Below are 16,165 nucleotides of genomic sequence, written 5' to 3' on the forward strand. Positions count from 1 at the left end.
GGGCCTTCAGCCGCTGAGGACGGAGCCGTCCGCCGGGTCGTACGAGACGGTGAGGACCCGGTCGGCCTGCAGGTAGATCGAGAGGTCGGCGGCGACGCGGCTCTGGTTCGCCGTCCGGGTGACGGCGATCGCCAACGTGCCGGCGTCGACGTATTCGCCGAGCAGCAGAGCGTCGCGGCCGAGCAGGTCCGGATGGTCGTCGACCGGCATCGCGACGACGTGGTGCCGGGGCAGGCGGATCTGCAGACCGGCCGCCAGCCGGGCGGCAGTGAGCCCGAGCGGCGGACGCTCGTCGACGCCGTACACGACGATCAGCTCGTCGCTCGTAGCCAGCTCGGCGAGGCCGGCCACCACCGCCGCCGCACCCAGCCGGGTGTCCGGCTGACCGAGGACCGCCACGGTCGTCGAGGTGGGGCTCGGCGCGGGGCGGAACCCGACGGCGAGGCCCAGTCCGACCTGGAGATCGCATGTCCGGACGTACAGCATCGCGCCCAGCAGCACCGCGGCCAGCACGACCCAGCCCAGCCGATGCAGACCGACGAGCAGCAACGGCGGAACCAGTGCCCCGAAGGCGCCGGTGGCGCCCGTCACCCCCATCACCGCACCGACTTTGTACGGCCGCGCCGCCTTGCCGATCAAGGCGAGCAGGGCGCCACCGGCCACACCGTCACAGGTGGCTATCCCGGTGATCGCCGCCACCGGCAGCACCCGGCCGGGAGCCGCCGCGACGACCAGGCACAGGGCTGCGGCGATGCCGTAACAGATCACCAACAGCCGGGGGGTCGGGTAAAGGTCGGTCTGCCATCCGCCGAGCAGTCGCGCCACCGACGCCAGGATGGCCACCGCCCCGGTGATCGCCAGCGCGTGGATCCAGTCGAAGTGCAGCGCCGCGACCAGGTAGACGGGCAGGAATACCGCGATCGAGAGCATGCCGCTCAGCGCGACCGCATAGAGCAGCGACACCGATGAGGTCGAGGCGAGACGGATGAGTGCCGCGCACTCCCGCATCGGCGAACCGGCGCGGTTCATCGGGGCCGGCTCCCGGATCAGCGTCGTGACCAGCACGGCGAAGGCCACCAGCAACCCGCCGAGCGCCAGAGCGGTGGTGCGCCCCTCACGGTCGAGGCACCACGAAACGGCGGAGAGTGCCGCGGCGAGCGCCACCCCCAGGCCGAACACGCCGAGCACCCGGCCGCGACGTCCGTACGGGAACACCCGCGACACAAACGCCGCACCCACGATGAACGCCGAGCTGGCCGTGCCCGCCGCCGCCCCGGCGACGACCGCCGCCGGCAACGAGCCGGCCAGGCCGAGACCGATCACCGAGGCGGCGGCCACCAGGCTGACGGCGGGGAACATCACCCGTACGCCGTACCGGTCGGTAAGCACTCCCACCGGCAGCCGCACCAACGCGGCCACCAGTACGGGCAGCGCGACCAGAGCAAGGTGCAGCCCCGGACTCACCCCGAACCGCTCGTGCAGGTGCGGACCGAGAAGTATCGAGGCTCTGAGGTTGAGCCCCAACCCGGTCGTGACCAGCGCCAGCGTCATCCCTGCCCGCGGCAACGGCTTCTCCAAGACGGTCATCGCCAACACACCCGATCCGATCAGCGCTTGGCCCCATCAAATCAGCGATTTGTTTCCAGATCCAGGCGTGCACCTGGAAGTGTCAATAGCGGTGTCACCGCATGTCGGCGGAGAATGGGTCATTGCGGACGTGGAACGTATTCGTTCCGGTTTACTGGGCACCGGAAGGGTTTATTGCGGCGCACCCGACCAGGGTGCCCGTGACGCACATTCGCCATCAATCTGCCGCGGCCGCACCGACTTTCTTACTCGACGGAATTTGATCACCGAACGCGACGAACCAGCCCTGGAACCTAGAGAACTCGCACTACTTGAATATGCGAGGCTGCCTGACAAGGCATGGGTCAAGCCACTGACAGCAATCTGTCCGACGTGCAGGCCGACGTGAGGTGAAAGCTTGACGCCGTGAAACACCCGATCGGCGCAAGGTCGGGCCTGGCTTCCGTTGGGCGTGGCCGGCCCTGAGGGCTCCACCGTGATCGTCGGCCTCAACGGGCTGCGTCTGCTACGCAACGCGGCCTGGCCTCCGGTGTCGTGAAGGCCCGGTCAGCAGCTCAGGCTGTCGCGGATATCGATCGTGATGGGGCTGTAGATCGCGTTGTTTTTGTTGGGGAGGAAGCAATAGTTCGTCCCGTTGGCCGTGCGGATGAGGGCGCCGTCGTCGTTGCGGGTGTTCAGCACCCAGGTGCTCTGACGGGCGAGCGGCCCGAGGTTCTGGAGGCCATAGTCCTTGTACGCGGCGGCCGGCTTGTTGTTGTTGAAGTCGGTGTACGTCAGGTAGAAGCAGACGCGCGGATATACGCAGCCGTGCGCGGTGTCGGCGTGGGCCGGCGTCGCGACGGCGAACGTGGCTGCGCCGGCCGCCAGAGCGACGGCTGTGAGATGGGTGAGAACCCGAGGTCGTACCGAAGTCATTCGCATAGATTTCAGTAGATGGGGTGGCCGCCGCGCGCTCAAGCTCCCTGAAGAGGTAACAAGCGACGCCTGTCCGTGGCCAGCGATAATCCCCACTGGCGGCCAAATAGTGTCGCGGACCTTCCCCTGTGCCCGCATCACCGGCGCCCTGCTCGGCTACGGCTGCGACTACGGCTACCAACCCTGGCGCGCCCTCATCGGCCTCCTCCAAACGGGACGGTCGGACGATCGCCGACGGCCGGCCCGGACGCCCGTGGGCGCTCACCTGCCCGACCGTGTCCTGCTGGTAGCCGTGTACTGGCGCACCAACCTGACCATGCGCCAGACCGGCCCCCTGTTCGGAGTCTCGCACTCCGCCGCCCACCGAGTCATCGACACCCTCGGACCGCTGCATTGAGGACGCCGTGGCCCGGGCCATGGCCCTGCGGGACCACGACGACCCGGCGGCCGCCTTTGCCCACTACGAGGGCCGCCGCCGCGCCGGGACCGAGCAGACCGTCACCGCAAGAGCCCGCCTGAGCGCCCGGTGAGAACGGAAGCTGGAGTGACCGTTTCCCGACTGAGCCATCTGGCATCTTCAGGGGATATGGCGCCGGCCGGATGGTGAAAATATCGGCTCTCACAGATGTACTTGTCTATTTGTGGGGGCAGGCAATGAGGTACCCCAAATGGGGTTGGGTTCTCGGCGTCGCGACGGTGACCGCGCTGGTCGCGTTCGGCGTCGCCTCGTGGGAGGCGAGCGCCGCGCCGGCGCCCGGCGGGCCACCGACCGTGGCCGCCGACCAGGCGAGCGTGTCCAATCCGGACCCGGGTCCGGCGCCTTCGGCCGGGATCGGTCAGGACGCGCTGACCAGTACCGAAATAACCAGAGCCCGCTCGCTGGCCGAGACGACCGCGCTCAAGGCCGGCGCGAAGGACGTGACCGGGGCGGCCGGCCCGGAGTACCTGGCCGCCGACATCGCTGACACCGACACCGGCCGCACGGCCGAGCTGTACTACTACGACTATCACGGCAACCGGCTGGTCAAGCAGGTCGTCGACGTCAGCGCCGGCCGGCTCACCGGCTCTTACGCCGCCACCGGCATGCAGCTGCCGCCGTCGGACCGCGAGGTCAAGACGGCACTCGACCTGCTGCTGGCCAATCCGCTCTCCGCCGACCTGAAGGATGCGTACGCCAGGGCCACCGGGCAGACCTTCACCGGTCAGGCGCTCAGTCCGACGGCGCACATCTATCACGCCCTGCCGGCCGACACCGGCGCCTCGCAATGCGGCAAGGATCGCTGCTTGCGGCTCATCGTGCAGACCCAGGACGGCCACATTCTCGACCTGGACAAGATCATCGTCGACCTTTCCGGGCGTACGATCGCCCGCCTCAACTAACGGGAACGGGCATGACCTATCGCAAGGCCGCCGCCGGTGCGGCCGTCCTCCTGAGTGTCGCGTCGCTGGCGGTCGGGCTGGCACCCGCCACCGCACAGGCGGCCGCGCCCGCGGCGTGCGTCTCCTCGGCGAGCGTCAAAGAGACCCTGCCCAACGGCACGGTGTGGCAGATGTGCTGGCACATGGACGCCCGGGCCGGGCTGGTGCTCGACAAGGTGTACTTCTCGGCCAAACGGTCCGCGACCCCGACCCAGGTACTGGAATCGATCCGGCTCGGGCAGCTCAACGTCCCGTACGACTCGGGTGAGACCGAATTCAACGACCTGACCGACTTCGGGTTCGGCGGCGACGATCTGCAGACCCTGACCGGCGACGACTGCAAGGGCGGGTCGGCGCGCAAGGGCTCCGACGGCGGCCCGGAGGCGCACCGCCGCAACGTCCTGTGTGTCAGCGCGGAGCAGTCGGGGCTCGCCTACCGGCTCAACGACGACCTGAGCGACACCCCGAAGGTCTACTCCAAGCAGGGCTTCGACCTGGTGCTGCGGTCGATCAGCAAGGTCGGCTGGTACGAGTACGTCTCCGAATACCGTTTCGGTGACGCCGGTCAGATCTCGGCCCGGCTCGGGGCTACCGGCGACCTGTCGCCCGACGATTACGTGAAGGCCAATGACGGCTGGCCGGTCGGCAAGGGCGCCAAGGACTACGCCGCGATGCATTACCACAACGCGTTCTGGCGGGTGGACTTCAACATCGGGGGCGCCGGCAAGGAGAAGGTCGAGCAGTACGACACCAAGGTCAACGGCCGGGGATCGATGGCCGCCAAGCTGACCACGGCGAAGACGGCCATCGCGAAAGAGGGCACCTTCACCAAGGCGAACCGTCGTTGGTGGCGGCTGGTCAGCTCGACCAGCAAGAACGCCGACGGTCACCTGCGTTCCTACCAGCTGGTGACCGGAGCCAACGACGTCTACGAGGCGCACCCGGAAACAACGCCCGATGTGACCTTCACCCAGGCGCACGCCTGCGAGAAGTTCGCCACCGGTAACGCCGACCCGCAGTGCCCGCGGGAGAAGACGATCCTCGACTTCGCGAAGGACAAGGAGACCATGACGAACCCGATCATGTGGGTCCGCGTCGGTTTCCACCATGTGCCGCGCGACGAGGACCAAAGCCCGATGCCGCTGCACTGGCAGGGCTTCGACCTGCAGCCGCGGGACTTCACCGCGATCAACCCCGCCGCCCCGGACGGCCGTCAGAACGTCAACGGAAAGCCTTCGTGAGCCCCGCCCGACCCGGTCCCCGCGGACCGGGTCGGGCACCACCATCGGGAGAGATCAACTTGGCGGTACGTCGCTATCTCGCCGTCGCTGTCGTCCTGCTCGCCACCGCGGCCGCTGTCATCACCCTCACCGTCGGCCACCACCCCCGGCTTCAGCCGAGGCTCGCCGCTCAGGCCGGCACGGCCGCACCGGTCCCGGATGACGTCGACTACGCCCAGATGATGATCGCCCACCACGCCCAGGCCGTGCAGATGAGCAAGGAACTGCTCGACCGGCCGGGCCTCCCCGACCGGATCGGCGACATCGCCCGATTCATCGTCGCCGACCAGCAGCGCGAGATCGATCAACTCACTGCCTGGCTCGCCGCCTGGCATCTGGACACCGGGGGAGAGCACGAGCACGGCATGCTCAGCGCCGCCGATCTGGTACGGCTGCAGAAGGCGCCCACCGCACAGGCCGTGCCGCTGTACCTGCGCCTCATGATCGAGCATCACCGAGGTGCCATCGACATGTCCTGGGTGCTGCTCAACGGCGGCGGACAGAACGTCTTCATCCACAGCACCGCCAAACATGTCATCAACGAGCAGACCGCCGAGATCGACGCCATGACCAGCTTGCTGGAAAGCGCGCAAGCCTGATACCGCGGGGCGGGAGCGCTGTAGGACGAGGGGCGGGCAGCCGCTCGTGCGGGAGCTCGGCGGCCGGCCCACGCTTTCAGCGTGTCGGCGTTACGGTCGGGCCGCACGTCCACCCGCTGGCGTGTTTGCGCATCGATCAGCACAGTGGCGTAGCGGCTCTGCCGCCGCAGCGCGAAATCATCAACACCCAGCACCCGTGGAACCGGTGGCACGGCAAGCGGTATCCGCAGCAGTTGCAGGCCGACGCCTACCGGTAGCCGGGCGGGTTTGCGGCTGGTCAGCCGGGGGCGGCGCTGGAACGGGGCACGGCCGTGTCGTGGGGCGAGGCGGTCCCTGCGGGGCGGTGCCGGGCAGGACGCGGTCCTGGACGACCTCGGCCCTTCGGCCGCCGCCGACGTGGCCCGGCTCCGCGGTGCCCTCGGCGACGCCGACGCCACCCGGTTGCCCGCGCTCGCCGACGCCCACCAGCATCTGGGCCGGCATCCGGATCTCGTCGGCCAGATCGACGCCGTCGTCAGTGCGACCGATCAGGGGCGGGCGCAGAGCGAGCAACACCGCCGCGCCGACCCTGCCTGAGGTGGATCGACGTTCTGTTGTCCAGGCCGCTCACTCTCGAGAAGCGCCACGACCGGTCGTCCGGGGCGACAGGCTAAGTTGCTCGGATGAGCCTTCTTGATGATGTCGCGGAGCGTGACGGCTGGCGATGCTGGGTGTGCGACGAGCCGGTCGACCCCGACATGCCGGTGAACGACCCGCGGGGTCCCAGCGTCGACAGCCGTACGGCCGACAAGAAGGCCAAGGTCGCCGAGCGGCTCGCCCACCGTGCCTGTAACACCCGCAAGGGTGCGGTCAAGGTGGTCATCGCCTGGCCGGACCATCTGCACGTGGTGGAGCCGGCGCCGCTGATCACCGTCGCCGAGCGCCTCGAACGCAAGGGTGGCCGCGAGCTGGTTGCTCGCAGTCCGAGCAAGAAGGATGCCCAGGAGGCGGCGGACTGGCTGGTCGACCGGTTCTCCCGGCTGGCGCCCGGCCTGCCGGTGGCCGCGAGTGTCGACGCGGGCGGCGGCCAGTTCCTGGTTGCGCTGTCCGCGGTCAAGGGCCGTTCCCGAAAGTGAGCACGGCCGGCCCGCGGCAATGTCCGGTGTCCGTCGGGGTGCCGGGTCGAGTACGGTCACCCTGATGCACTCACGATTCGCCGAACTGGCCTGGGCCGCTACCCGCATCGGCGAGATCAGCCTGCGCAAGCGTCTTGACCTCACCACGCAAACCGAGGTGTACGAGGTCAAGCTCGGCGACGAGTATTTGATGTCCAGCCTGTTCACGGCCGCCGAGGAGGAACTCGCCCGGCTGACCCTGGCCGTCCTGCCAGACACGCCGCTGGACGCCGTCGTCGGCGGGCTCGGCCTCGGCTACACCGCCCGCACCGCCCTCGCCGACGACCGGATCCGATCCCTGGTCGTGGTCGAGGCACTGGCCCCCGTAATCGACTGGCATCGCCGTGAACTGCTCCCGGAGGCCGGCACTCTCACCGCCGACCCTCGCACCACCCTGTTGGAAGGCGACTTCTTCGCGCTGCTGCACGACGGCTCGGGCTTCGACCCGGCGAGCCCGGACCGCCGCTTCGACGCCATCATGGTCGACATCGACCACTCGCCCGTCAACGTCCTGAGCCCGGCTCACGCCGACCTTTACACCGCCGCCGGACTACGCCGGCTCGGCAGTCGCCTGCGCCCGGGTGGAGCGTTCGGTTTGTGGTCCGACGACGCACCCGACGAGGCGTTCCTGGCCGTTCTGCGGCAGTGTTTCGCCACGGCGACGCCGCATGTGGTGACGTTCGCGAATCCGCTGACCGGGGGCACCTCCGCCAACACGGTCTACGTCGCTACAGCCGACGGCTGACCCGCGAGCCGTACGGTCGGAAACCCCGGCCGGGCCGTACGCAGCGCGCACGGCCCGGCCGGGGTTCCGGATGTTCGGTCAGCTCAGCGAGATCTGCTGTATGTCGTCGTTCTCGGTGACCCACAGGGCGGACAGGCCGCCGCCGTCAAACAGGCCCTGACCTCATCGATCCCGCCGCCGCGCAAACCACAACCGGAAAGAGGCTCATGACTCGGTGCATTCAGGGACACCATCGACGACATCCTGGAAACCCGCCACGGTCGCCACTACGCAGGCCGGCTGAGCGTCCAGAGCATCTACGACATACTCGTCAACGAACACGGCATGAGCGGCGTGTCCGACTCCACGCTGCGCGACTACGTCACCAACCAATGCCGGCCGCTCACCGCCGCGACCAGCAGCCGAACAAGCAAGAAGGCCATGAACTTCACGCCAGCCCACCAAGCCGTCGAACTCGAAGACCTCCCACGACTGCGAGGCCTGCTCGACGCCGGTCACGACATCGAAGACGACAACGGTGACGGCTGGACCCTGCTCCGCCACGCCATTGACGTCGAACACGACGGCCACGTGCAATCCGGCCAGCCGCTCCACGTCGACGTCACGGCGTTCCTGCTGGCTCGCGGAGCGGACCCGCAACGCCGCGGCCCCGTCGGCATAACGCCCCTGCGCGAGGCCGAAACCCGCGGACACTGGCTCGCAGCCGAGCTGATCCGCGCCTGGACCACTCGAGGCTCCGCCCCGACCACCCCGTCGTGACGATCCTCAATCTACATCGGTAAGAGCACCTCCAGGCATCGTGAGCTGCTACTTTGGCGGACTGATGACGCGACGACTCGGTGACCGAGCCAGATTCTGCATAGAGATCGGCGAGGCTACGTCGCCCAGCCAGCGCACCGTCGACCTATGGTCGGTGGCAAATGGCTCACCACAGACGACAACACGGTCTTTCTTCCCACCTTCATCAACGTCCTGCGGTACACCGCAGCCCAAGTGCGCCACCGTGACGTCAGTCCCTGCCCTTACCCGGAACATTCGCCAGAGGAGATTTTCCGGCTGCTCCACGCGGACGATGAGACAGATTTTCGGGAGCAGTTTTGGCTGATGCACTGGCGCGAGACCGTCGACAACGTAACAACTTACGTCTACATGGACGGTGATGATCTAGTCATCGTCTCCGCTATTGGTGGGCATCGCACCCCTTCCCCGAGGACTTGGGCACGCCGTCGTCGGCGCCGCCGTCCTGCTGGTGGCGCTGGGCTGGGACCGGCTGCGCCGTACCCATTTCCTGGTCGTTGCGGCGCTGGACCCGTTGATACCGACCCCGCTGCCCGCGAAGGCCGAGCGGCCGCCGCCGGTGTTCGTCATGAGCGGCGCCTGGCGCGGGTACGTCCGACCCGGCGGCACCCTCGTCCCGGTGCCCCTGCCCCGCAACTGGCTCGGGCTCGACACGTTGAGCTGGAGCGCGCAGGCCCGGCACGAGTTCGCGGTGCCTGAAGGATATTTCCTCGGCCCCGGGTCCGACGGCGTGGGCCCGGATGGGGCCGGCTGCGGTCAGTCGTACCACGCATTTCGTCATCACGACCTTCCAGGCGCGTACCGCTCCCGTGCTGACCGAGGGCGACCGGGCCGCGGTGCGGGCGGACGTGGCCCGGTGGCACGGCGAGGCCGTGGTGATGCGGGCCGAGGCCGTCAATCTGCCGCTTCGGACCCTGATCTCAGAGGTGTTCGGGCCGCCGGTCACCGTCAGCGACGTATGGCTGGCGCCGCGTACGTCCCGGTCGACCCGCAGTGGCCGGTGGTGCGGCGCAAAGGCAAGGCCGCCCGCCCACGAACTCTGGAGATGATCTTCCCTCCGGCTGAGTCCGTCGTCGGGCCGGAACCAGGCCCGCACCAGTTACCTCCGGCGCCCACGCCGACCCGGGCGCACAGCTCGCTGCCCCAGAACAGAACACCGCATGCGGGCGACACCAACCCGCTGTGAGCCAAAGTCCTTCCCGGCGAGCCGCCGCCCGGACTACGACGCCCGCGGTGACCTGCACGAACTACACTCATGTAGTTACGTGATCTTTCGCGATCCGGGTTGCGCCAAGGTCGTTCGAGGGTGACTTGGTGTGTGTGAGTTCTCAACGGATCTGATCCAGTCTCATCGAAACTGATCCGGCTGCCACTTTGGCTCCACATTTCGTCGCACGACGGCCCGGCGCAAAGTCGCCTTATGCGACCGAGCCGACGGCGACCGCCATGATCCGTAGAATCAGCATGGATGCGCTGAAGGTCGTCGACCCGGCAACGCCGGGGGAACTTCCCGGGGCAAACGATCGCCTGCTGGTCGCCCCGCGAGCCCCGACCGAGGGCGGAGACGACGCCGGTGGCTGGTTTCGGTGAGGTTGCGCGAGGAGCGGGACGACCCGTGAAGGTATGACCGGCGGTGCCGAAATGCCGTTTCCAGTGGCGCGGTACGCCCTGGCGGGGCCGCCCTGGAGGGGCCGCCGTTTCTCTCCAGCAGTTGCGGTGACGGGGCTCGTCTGCCGAGCGGGTCGCTGCGGCGACCAAATCTGCGCTCGCCGGCGGGCCTCGACGATCTGATTGCCTGTCTAGGGGGCGATCCTGGGTACAGCCTGAGAGCGACTTAAGAATTTCCTGGGGAGAGGTTTCTTACCGCGCCGGGCCACGGCTCAGTCCCGGGGAAACCGTGTGTCTCCTGAAACGGCGGTTGACGTTTGAGTCGGATCCGCCGGTCGCCACCCCAGCCCATCGGCCCTTTATTTCCGGCATTTCGGCGATTCGCGGGCTCGAAGGACCGGCCCGGCTGCCGGATCGGCGTCTGCCCGCATCGCTCGCGGCTAGGCAACCTTCTGTGCTCACCCCTTTTTTCGTGAAAGGTCGAGCATGACCGGTAGCAGGACCCGTTTGGTCTTCTTGACGGTCGCGATAACGCTTGCGGGATTTGTGACCGCGTCGCCCGCGTGGGCCGCGTCCGCGCCCGCCGTGACCAATCCGGGCACGCTGTACAGCGGCCTCAGGGTCGCAGTGAGCCAGGCGATGACGGCTACCGGCGGCACGGCTCCATTGGCGTGGTCGGCGACCGGTTTGCCGGCTGGTCTGAGTATCAACGCCTCGACCGGGCTCATCTCGGGCACGCCGACCGTGGCGGCGAACGCCGCGGTGAAGGTCACCGCTACCGACGCGGCGAAGCTGGCCGGTACCGCCTCGTCTCCTGGGTGACCGGTACGGCCCCGACGGTGGCCAACCCCGGCCCGCAAGCGCCGCTGGTCGGCGCGGCCGTCAGCGTGAAGATGACCGCGACGGGCGCGAAGACGCCGTACGTGTGGTCGGCTGCCGGCCTGCCCGCCGGGCTCAGCATCAACGCGTCGACCGGCGCGATCACCGGCAGCGCGACGACGGCCGGCACCTCCACCGCCCAGGTCACCGCCACCGACGCGGCCAAGATCCCGGGCACGGTCTCGTTCGTCTTCGGCGTCGCCGCGACCGCGTTGACGGTCACTAATCCCGGCACCCAGCAGGGCACCGTTGGCCAGGAGAGCCTCCTGGACCTGACCGCCGCCGGCGGCACCAGCCCGTACACGTGGACGGCGACCGGCCTGCCGGCCGGAATGGTCATCGACGCCTCGACGGGCAGGATCGCCGGCTCGCCGACGACGGCCGCAACCGCCAGCATCACCGTGACCGCCACCGACGCGGTCAAACGCACGGCCAACGCCACGTTCAGCTGGGTCAACGCCGTCGCGCCCCAGGTCACCAACCCGGGCGCACAGCTGCCACGGTGGGCGGCGCGGTGTCCAAGACGCTGGCCGCGGCCGGCGGCAGCAGCCCATACACGTGGACGGCCACCGGCTTGCCGCCGGGCCTGTCGATCAGCTCGGCCGGCGTCATCTCCGGCACCGCGAGCACGGCCGGCACGTATTCGGCGATCGCGTCGGCCACCGACGCGAGCAAGCGCACCGGCACGGCCACCTTCACCTGGACCGTCGCCACCACGCCGGTCGTGGCCGGCCCAGGCGACCAGGCGAGCGCCCTGAACACCGCGACCAGCGTCTCCGTCGCCGCGACGGCCGGAACAGCGCCGTACGCTTGGACCGCGGCCGGACTGCCCGCCGGGCTGACGATCAACGCGAGCACCGGTGTGATCAGCGGGACACCGACCACGGCCGGCACCTCCGCGGTCAAGGTGACCGTTACCGACGCCAACAAGCTGACCGCCTCCAACTCTTTCACGTGGGTAACCGGCACGGCGCCGACCGTTACCAACCCCGGCACCAAGACCACGGTCATCGGGACGGCCACCAGCCTCACCATGGCGGCGACCGGCGGCACCACCCCCTCCACGTGGTCGGCGACCGCCCTGCCGCCTGGCCTGACGATCAACGCGAGCACCGGCGTGATCAGCGGGACACCGACCACCGCCGGCACCTACGCGGTCAAGGTGACCGCCGCCGCGGCCAGCAAGATCGCGGGAAGCGTCGCGTTCAGTCGGCGGACCGGCACGATGCCGACCGTCACCAACCCCGGTACACGCGCCACTGAGATCGGCACCACGGTCACGCTTACCATTGCCAGCGCTGGCGGCACAGCCCCGTACACCTGGTCGGCCACCTCGCTGCCCGCCGGCCTGACGATCAACGCGGGCACCGGCTTCATCAGCGGAACGCCGACCGCCTCAGGCAGCAAGAGCGTGACGGTCACCCTGACCGACGCGCTCGGCCTGACCGCGGTGGCCGCCTTCACCTGGACGGTAGGGACCGTGCCGACCGTGGCCGACCCGGGCGCGCAGGCGCCGACGATCGGGGTCGCGGTCAGCCGGACCATGTCAGCCACCGGCGGCACCGCCCCGTACACCTGGTCGGCGACCGGTCTTGCGCCCGGCCTGACGATCAGCGCGAGCACCGGCACGATCAGCGGGAAGCCGACTACGGCCGGCATCTACACCACGGTGGTGTCGGCGACTGACGCGCTGAAGATGGTCGGCAAGATGACCGTCGTCTGGAACGTTGCCGCTGCGGTAGTCCTAGGGAACCTCGGATCGGGGACCGCCACGACCCTCACGCCCTATTCGGTCACGGAGTCCGCGAGCGGCGGTAGCGCCCCCTACACCTGGTCGGCAACAGGACTCCCTGCCGGTTTGAGCATCAACGACCAAGGCGTCATCTCCGGAACACCGGACGACATCACCGTCGAGACCAGCTACAGTTACCCCCACATCACCGTCTTGGACGCTCAGGGCCGGACCGCCACCGCGATGATGTCCATCATCCTGAACCGGCCCGTGCGGATCACCAGCGCCAGCGACTCTTTCATCGTCGAGGCCGTTCTGCCTGCCGGCTACGTCATTGAGATCCTCGAGCAGACGCAGGGCGGCAAGGTCGTAGCCTCGTGCACCGCGATGCCGTGCAACGCCCACCTCACCGAGAAGGTCGACCCCGGCGCACACACTTACGTCGCCCGGGTCGTCTCGACCGGCGGCTCCGATGTGCGTTACACCAGCCTCGAGAAGACCGTCACCTGGGATACGTATCAACCGTCTTCGGTGGACTCCTGGATGGCCGGCGAGGTCACTCACTGGATCACCTATCCCAGTAACGAGGCCACCGGGTCGGTGGTGCTCACCGCGCGGTCATGGGACAACATCACCGCATCGCCCTACTACCTCGAGATCCGGGACAACACCGGCACGACGCTCGCATCCTGCGCCACCGGCTACGAGTGCTCCGCCACGATTACACAATCGATGCAATTCAACACGTTTGGCATCGCCCTGGCGACCTACACCAACTACGCACTCAAACAAGGCCGGGTATCGCGGCCGGTCGCCGGCAGCAACGCAGTTCCGCAGATCAGCTTCGGCGCCTGGAACCTGTCCCTGACACCGCTTCGGCTCACCAACGGCGACCTCCGGTTCCGCCTGCGGACCGACCGGTACCTCGCCGGCCCGGTAGGCCGCTTCGGTCCGAACTACAACTCGAAGATCCGGGGCACGATGGTTCTGGTCGACCGCACCAGCGGCGTAGCCCGCGAGTGCAGCGTCTCGGGCACGCAAAGCTCCGATCCCCTGCTTCCCGATTCCGGGACAGATCGCGGCGAGGTCCGCCCGATGCAATGGTTCTGCGACGTCACGGTACCGGCCGCCGAGGCCGTGGACGGCGACCAGTTCCAAGCAGCCGTGATGGGCCCATTCAAGGGCTGCTACCCGGTGTACCGCGAGTATTACGACTGCCGCGACGAGCAGGCCACCTCGGCCATGCTCGACACCAGCCCGCAGAACGGCACGACCCCGTATCTGATCGTGGATCCTGGCCTGATCCAGGAGTCCGATCTAGTGGCCCAGACCCTTCAACAGGATGGAAACCTGGACAAGCTCGGAGTCCGGCCCTCGATCGACGGCAAGCCCTCCGAGATCGTCCGTGACACCCCTGCGGCGAGAACCGGCGCGGCCACCGCAGCGGTGCCGCCGTCGTACCTGGTCGACTCGACCCGGTTCGCGGGTGGCTTCAAGCCCGATGACCGCTACCAGTACGCCACCCAGAGCGAATGCGATGACCGGGCGGAGCAGACGGGGACGGCGGCCGGCTGGATCAAGAACCGGTACTCGTACTGCCAGGAGCTCCTGTTCGCTGGCGTCACGACACACTGCAGGTTCCTGCTCCTGTGCAACAACACCGGTTATTTCTTAGCGTTCGTCACCATCAACGGTCACGCCAAGGTTGGCGCTTACCAAAACGGATTCAACAACAATTACGACCGGTGGGCCGATTTCACGGTCTCGGTCGACCCGAAGGTCTTGATCGGCACCTACGCCGACCAGGCCGCCCGGTTGGAGGTCAAAATGGAGTGCGAGGGCGGTTATGACGACCCCACACTCCACCCGTCCGGACAAGCCTGCAGCCCGGGTGATCAGCCCCAAGTAGGCAAGTACACCGAAGGCTGGGTAGTCGATCACGACGCCACGCTCGACCTCGTGTCGGATGCCGAGCAGCCTTCCTCAGCCTGGGGCGACCAGATCGCCCGCGGCGAGTTCCACGTCGACTTCGACATCGACCTGCCGGCCCCGTACACCAAGAAGACCTACTCGTCGCCCAACGGCGGAATCCGCTTCGACAGTGCCTACTACCTCAACGTGGCCAACGCCGATCTGCTCGGATCAGTCTTCGACCGGGCGACTCCCGGATTCGCCTTCTCGGTGAGTGACCCGACCGTCAGGGGCGCCGCTCAGCACATCCAGTACGCGCAAACGTTCCCGCAGAACACCTATCCGACGCTGGCCGACAAGAAGCTGCCGGGCGCGAGCGCGGCCGATCCGTTGCACCGGCTCGCACAGGCCAAGGGGCCTGCGCAGGCCGAACGCTACGCCGAGAACGACCGCATCGGGCGCATCAACTACTGCAACACCAAGGAACAGCAACTGCTCAAGCAGCAGGCAATGGAGGCGGACCCGGCGAACACGTACCAGTGTGACGAATACCCGCTGCGCTCGACGTACGAGGGCGCCGGCCGGTCGAGCTACGACCCAGCGGTGCCTGTCGGACCTACTCGGTCGAGTGGATCGTCGACAAGGAGAACGTGGAGGCCGGCAACCGATTCGGCCGATGGTATGACACGGACCGCCTGCTTGACGGAGACCCGTTCTTCGTACAGATCAACCCCTAAATACGCGCTCCGAGGCCCCTGCACAGACGCCGGGGCCTCGGAGCCGCACGATCACCGACCCGCCCAGAACTGGGCAAGCAGCAAGCCCTCGGGATCCGCACGCCACGCCAGCCGTACGAGATAGTCGCCCGGCTCACCCACATCGAAGACCGCCGGTATGCGGCCCATGGCGGTCTGGCGCACGCACAGAACCCCCGAGGGCAATGTCAGCCTCACCACCTCACTGACCGGCCACACGTCCAGCCCTAGCGAAGGCGGTCGATCGTCCCACAACTCGAGGGTGAACAGCGCCGAGCCGATGTCACCGGCCGAGTGGAGCAGGACCGTCGAAGTCCCGCAGCTGAGCCACGAGTGGCCGACCTTGTCGGGCGTAGGGACGTTCTCGTCCACGTCTTCGTCACACAGCACGACAAGGTGGTAAGCGACCCCGACCTCGACCTCGGCACCCCTGAACATGCTAGCCACACGCCAAAAATACGCCGAAGGTCACAGTATCGGAGGAAAGATGCGGGCTCTCCTCGCCGCAGTGCTGGTTGCGTCCCTGGCCGGCTGCACGACCTATCACTCAACGTTCGGAGCCACCCCACACTCGACATCCGCGCCCTCGGCCCCGCTACACAAAGGCGACTGTCAAGCCCTGGGTTTGATGGAGAGTTGGTTAGCTGGTTTCTAGAGTTGCGGTGACCGGGTGGGTTATCGCGGGTAATGCCTCGTATTCGGCGGGTGGGACGTGGCCGAGTTCGCCGTGCAGACGGCGGTTGTTGTACCAGTCGATGTACTCGACGGTGGCGATCTCGAGTT

Annotated in this window: 15 protein-coding genes and 4 pseudogenes; 14 read left to right on the forward strand and 5 right to left on the reverse strand. The window is 67.9% G+C overall.

Going from position 1 to position 16,165, the window contains the following annotated elements; all coding sequences use genetic code 11:
* Nucleotides 1-6 precede the first annotated feature (6 nt).
* Together ACIA5C_RS47540 and ACIA5C_RS47545 are read right to left on the reverse strand one after the other, a co-directional pair.
* Entirely contained in the window at nt 7-1,587 is a 1,581-nt protein-coding gene (locus ACIA5C_RS47540) for a nitrate/nitrite transporter (RefSeq protein ID WP_396067807.1), read from the reverse strand.
* Nucleotides 1,588-2,133: 546 nt separating this feature from the next.
* The gene (locus ACIA5C_RS47545) at nt 2,134-2,502 is read right to left on the reverse strand and encodes a hypothetical protein (protein ID WP_396067809.1); all 369 of its coding nucleotides are present in this window, start codon (nt 2,500-2,502) and stop codon (nt 2,134-2,136) included.
* A gap of 128 nt (nt 2,503-2,630) precedes the next feature.
* On the opposite strand from ACIA5C_RS47545, the pseudogene ACIA5C_RS47550 reads away from it, so the two are divergent.
* The 5 genes and pseudogenes from ACIA5C_RS47550 to ACIA5C_RS47570 all read left to right on the forward strand — a co-directional run.
* Nucleotides 2,631-2,893 (forward strand): annotated as a pseudogene (locus tag ACIA5C_RS47550) (transposase family protein); the annotation flags it as partial.
* A gap of 13 nt (nt 2,894-2,906) precedes the next feature.
* The gene (locus ACIA5C_RS47555) at nt 2,907-3,032 is read left to right on the forward strand and encodes a hypothetical protein (protein ID WP_396067811.1); all 126 of its coding nucleotides are present in this window, start codon (nt 2,907-2,909) and stop codon (nt 3,030-3,032) included.
* Between the two features lie 124 nt (nt 3,033-3,156).
* On the forward strand, nt 3,157-3,882 hold the full coding sequence (locus ACIA5C_RS47560) for a hypothetical protein (RefSeq protein WP_396067813.1): 726 nt from the start codon (nt 3,157-3,159) through the stop codon (nt 3,880-3,882).
* An 11-nt stretch (nt 3,883-3,893) separates the two neighbouring features.
* Entirely contained in the window at nt 3,894-5,162 is a 1,269-nt protein-coding gene (locus ACIA5C_RS47565; protein WP_396067815.1) for a primary-amine oxidase, read from the forward strand.
* A 59-nt stretch (nt 5,163-5,221) separates the two neighbouring features.
* Complete coding sequence (locus tag ACIA5C_RS47570; RefSeq protein WP_396067817.1) at nt 5,222-5,800, forward strand: DUF305 domain-containing protein; 579 nt, start codon at nt 5,222-5,224, stop codon at nt 5,798-5,800.
* A 68-nt stretch (nt 5,801-5,868) separates the two neighbouring features.
* On the opposite strand, the pseudogene ACIA5C_RS47575 reads toward ACIA5C_RS47570, so the two are convergent.
* A pseudogene (locus tag ACIA5C_RS47575) lies at nt 5,869-6,039 on the reverse strand (ISL3 family transposase); the annotation flags it as partial.
* A gap of 28 nt (nt 6,040-6,067) precedes the next feature.
* Between ACIA5C_RS47575 and ACIA5C_RS47580 the strand changes: the two are divergent.
* The 9 genes and pseudogenes from ACIA5C_RS47580 (at nt 6,068) to ACIA5C_RS47620 (ending at nt 15,488) form a co-directional block, all read left to right on the forward strand.
* Nucleotides 6,068-6,376: a hypothetical protein gene (locus tag ACIA5C_RS47580; protein ID WP_396067835.1), complete on the forward strand. Its 309-nt coding sequence runs from the start codon at nt 6,068-6,070 to the stop codon at nt 6,374-6,376.
* Nucleotides 6,377-6,462: 86 nt separating this feature from the next.
* Nucleotides 6,463-6,915, forward strand: coding sequence for a hypothetical protein (locus tag ACIA5C_RS47585; protein WP_396067819.1), 453 nt, complete (start codon nt 6,463-6,465; stop codon nt 6,913-6,915).
* Between the two features lie 64 nt (nt 6,916-6,979).
* The gene (locus ACIA5C_RS47590) at nt 6,980-7,699 is read left to right on the forward strand and encodes a spermidine synthase (protein ID WP_396067821.1); all 720 of its coding nucleotides are present in this window, start codon (nt 6,980-6,982) and stop codon (nt 7,697-7,699) included.
* 324 nt (nt 7,700-8,023) lie between these two features.
* Nucleotides 8,024-8,458 carry an ankyrin repeat domain-containing protein gene (locus ACIA5C_RS47595; protein WP_396067823.1) on the forward strand — a complete coding sequence of 145 codons (435 nt, stop codon included), beginning with the start codon at nt 8,024-8,026 and terminating at the stop codon, nt 8,456-8,458.
* Between the two features lie 779 nt (nt 8,459-9,237).
* Entirely contained in the window at nt 9,238-9,546 is a 309-nt protein-coding gene (locus tag ACIA5C_RS47600; protein ID WP_396067825.1) for a hypothetical protein, read from the forward strand.
* 1,198 nt (nt 9,547-10,744) lie between these two features.
* Nucleotides 10,745-10,927, forward strand: coding sequence for a putative Ig domain-containing protein (locus ACIA5C_RS47605; protein WP_396067827.1), 183 nt, complete (start codon nt 10,745-10,747; stop codon nt 10,925-10,927).
* Nucleotides 10,928-10,992: 65 nt separating this feature from the next.
* Nucleotides 10,993-11,379 (forward strand): annotated as a pseudogene (locus ACIA5C_RS47610) (putative Ig domain-containing protein); the annotation flags it as partial.
* A gap of 119 nt (nt 11,380-11,498) precedes the next feature.
* Nucleotides 11,499-12,398, forward strand: a pseudogene (locus ACIA5C_RS47615) (putative Ig domain-containing protein); the annotation flags it as partial.
* A gap of 75 nt (nt 12,399-12,473) precedes the next feature.
* Nucleotides 12,474-15,488, forward strand: a complete 3,015-nt coding sequence (locus ACIA5C_RS47620) for an Ig domain-containing protein (protein WP_396067831.1) — start codon at nt 12,474-12,476, stop codon at nt 15,486-15,488.
* Here the strand turns inward: ACIA5C_RS47620 and ACIA5C_RS47625 are convergent.
* Both ACIA5C_RS47625 and ACIA5C_RS47630 read right to left on the reverse strand, forming a co-directional pair.
* On the reverse strand, nt 15,416-15,829 hold the full coding sequence (locus tag ACIA5C_RS47625; RefSeq protein ID WP_396067829.1) for a hypothetical protein: 414 nt from the start codon (nt 15,827-15,829) through the stop codon (nt 15,416-15,418). The genes ACIA5C_RS47620 and ACIA5C_RS47625 overlap by 73 nt on opposite strands.
* Before the next feature lie 193 nt (nt 15,830-16,022).
* Nucleotides 16,023-16,157 (reverse strand): IS3 family transposase, encoded by a 135-nt coding sequence (locus ACIA5C_RS47630; RefSeq protein WP_396067833.1) that lies wholly within the window; start codon nt 16,155-16,157, stop codon nt 16,023-16,025.
* Between the last annotated feature and the right edge of the window lie 8 nt (nt 16,158-16,165).

Source organism: Actinoplanes sp. NPDC051343 (genome assembly GCF_044455125.1).
In the GTDB taxonomy this organism is placed as follows: Bacteria; Actinomycetota; Actinomycetes; order Mycobacteriales; family Micromonosporaceae; genus Actinoplanes.

Bases quoted from the DNA above. Each gene is read 5' to 3' on its own strand.
- ACIA5C_RS47590 (WP_396067821.1), top strand. From the start codon at position 6,980: ATGCACTCACGATTCGCCGAACTGGCCTGGGCCGCTACCCGCATCGGC.
- ACIA5C_RS47540 (WP_396067807.1), bottom strand. From the start codon at position 1,587: ATGACCGTCTTGGAGAAGCCGTTGCCGCGGGCAGGGATGACGCTGGCG.
- ACIA5C_RS47545 (WP_396067809.1), bottom strand. From the start codon at position 2,502: ATGACTTCGGTACGACCTCGGGTTCTCACCCATCTCACAGCCGTCGCT.
- ACIA5C_RS47565 (WP_396067815.1), top strand. From the start codon at position 3,894: ATGACCTATCGCAAGGCCGCCGCCGGTGCGGCCGTCCTCCTGAGTGTC.
- ACIA5C_RS47600 (WP_396067825.1), top strand. From the start codon at position 9,238: ATGGGGCCGGCTGCGGTCAGTCGTACCACGCATTTCGTCATCACGACC.
- ACIA5C_RS47585 (WP_396067819.1), top strand. From the start codon at position 6,463: ATGAGCCTTCTTGATGATGTCGCGGAGCGTGACGGCTGGCGATGCTGG.
- ACIA5C_RS47605 (WP_396067827.1), top strand. From the start codon at position 10,745: ATGACGGCTACCGGCGGCACGGCTCCATTGGCGTGGTCGGCGACCGGT.
- ACIA5C_RS47560 (WP_396067813.1), top strand. From the start codon at position 3,157: ATGAGGTACCCCAAATGGGGTTGGGTTCTCGGCGTCGCGACGGTGACC.
- ACIA5C_RS47595 (WP_396067823.1), top strand. From the start codon at position 8,024: ATGAGCGGCGTGTCCGACTCCACGCTGCGCGACTACGTCACCAACCAA.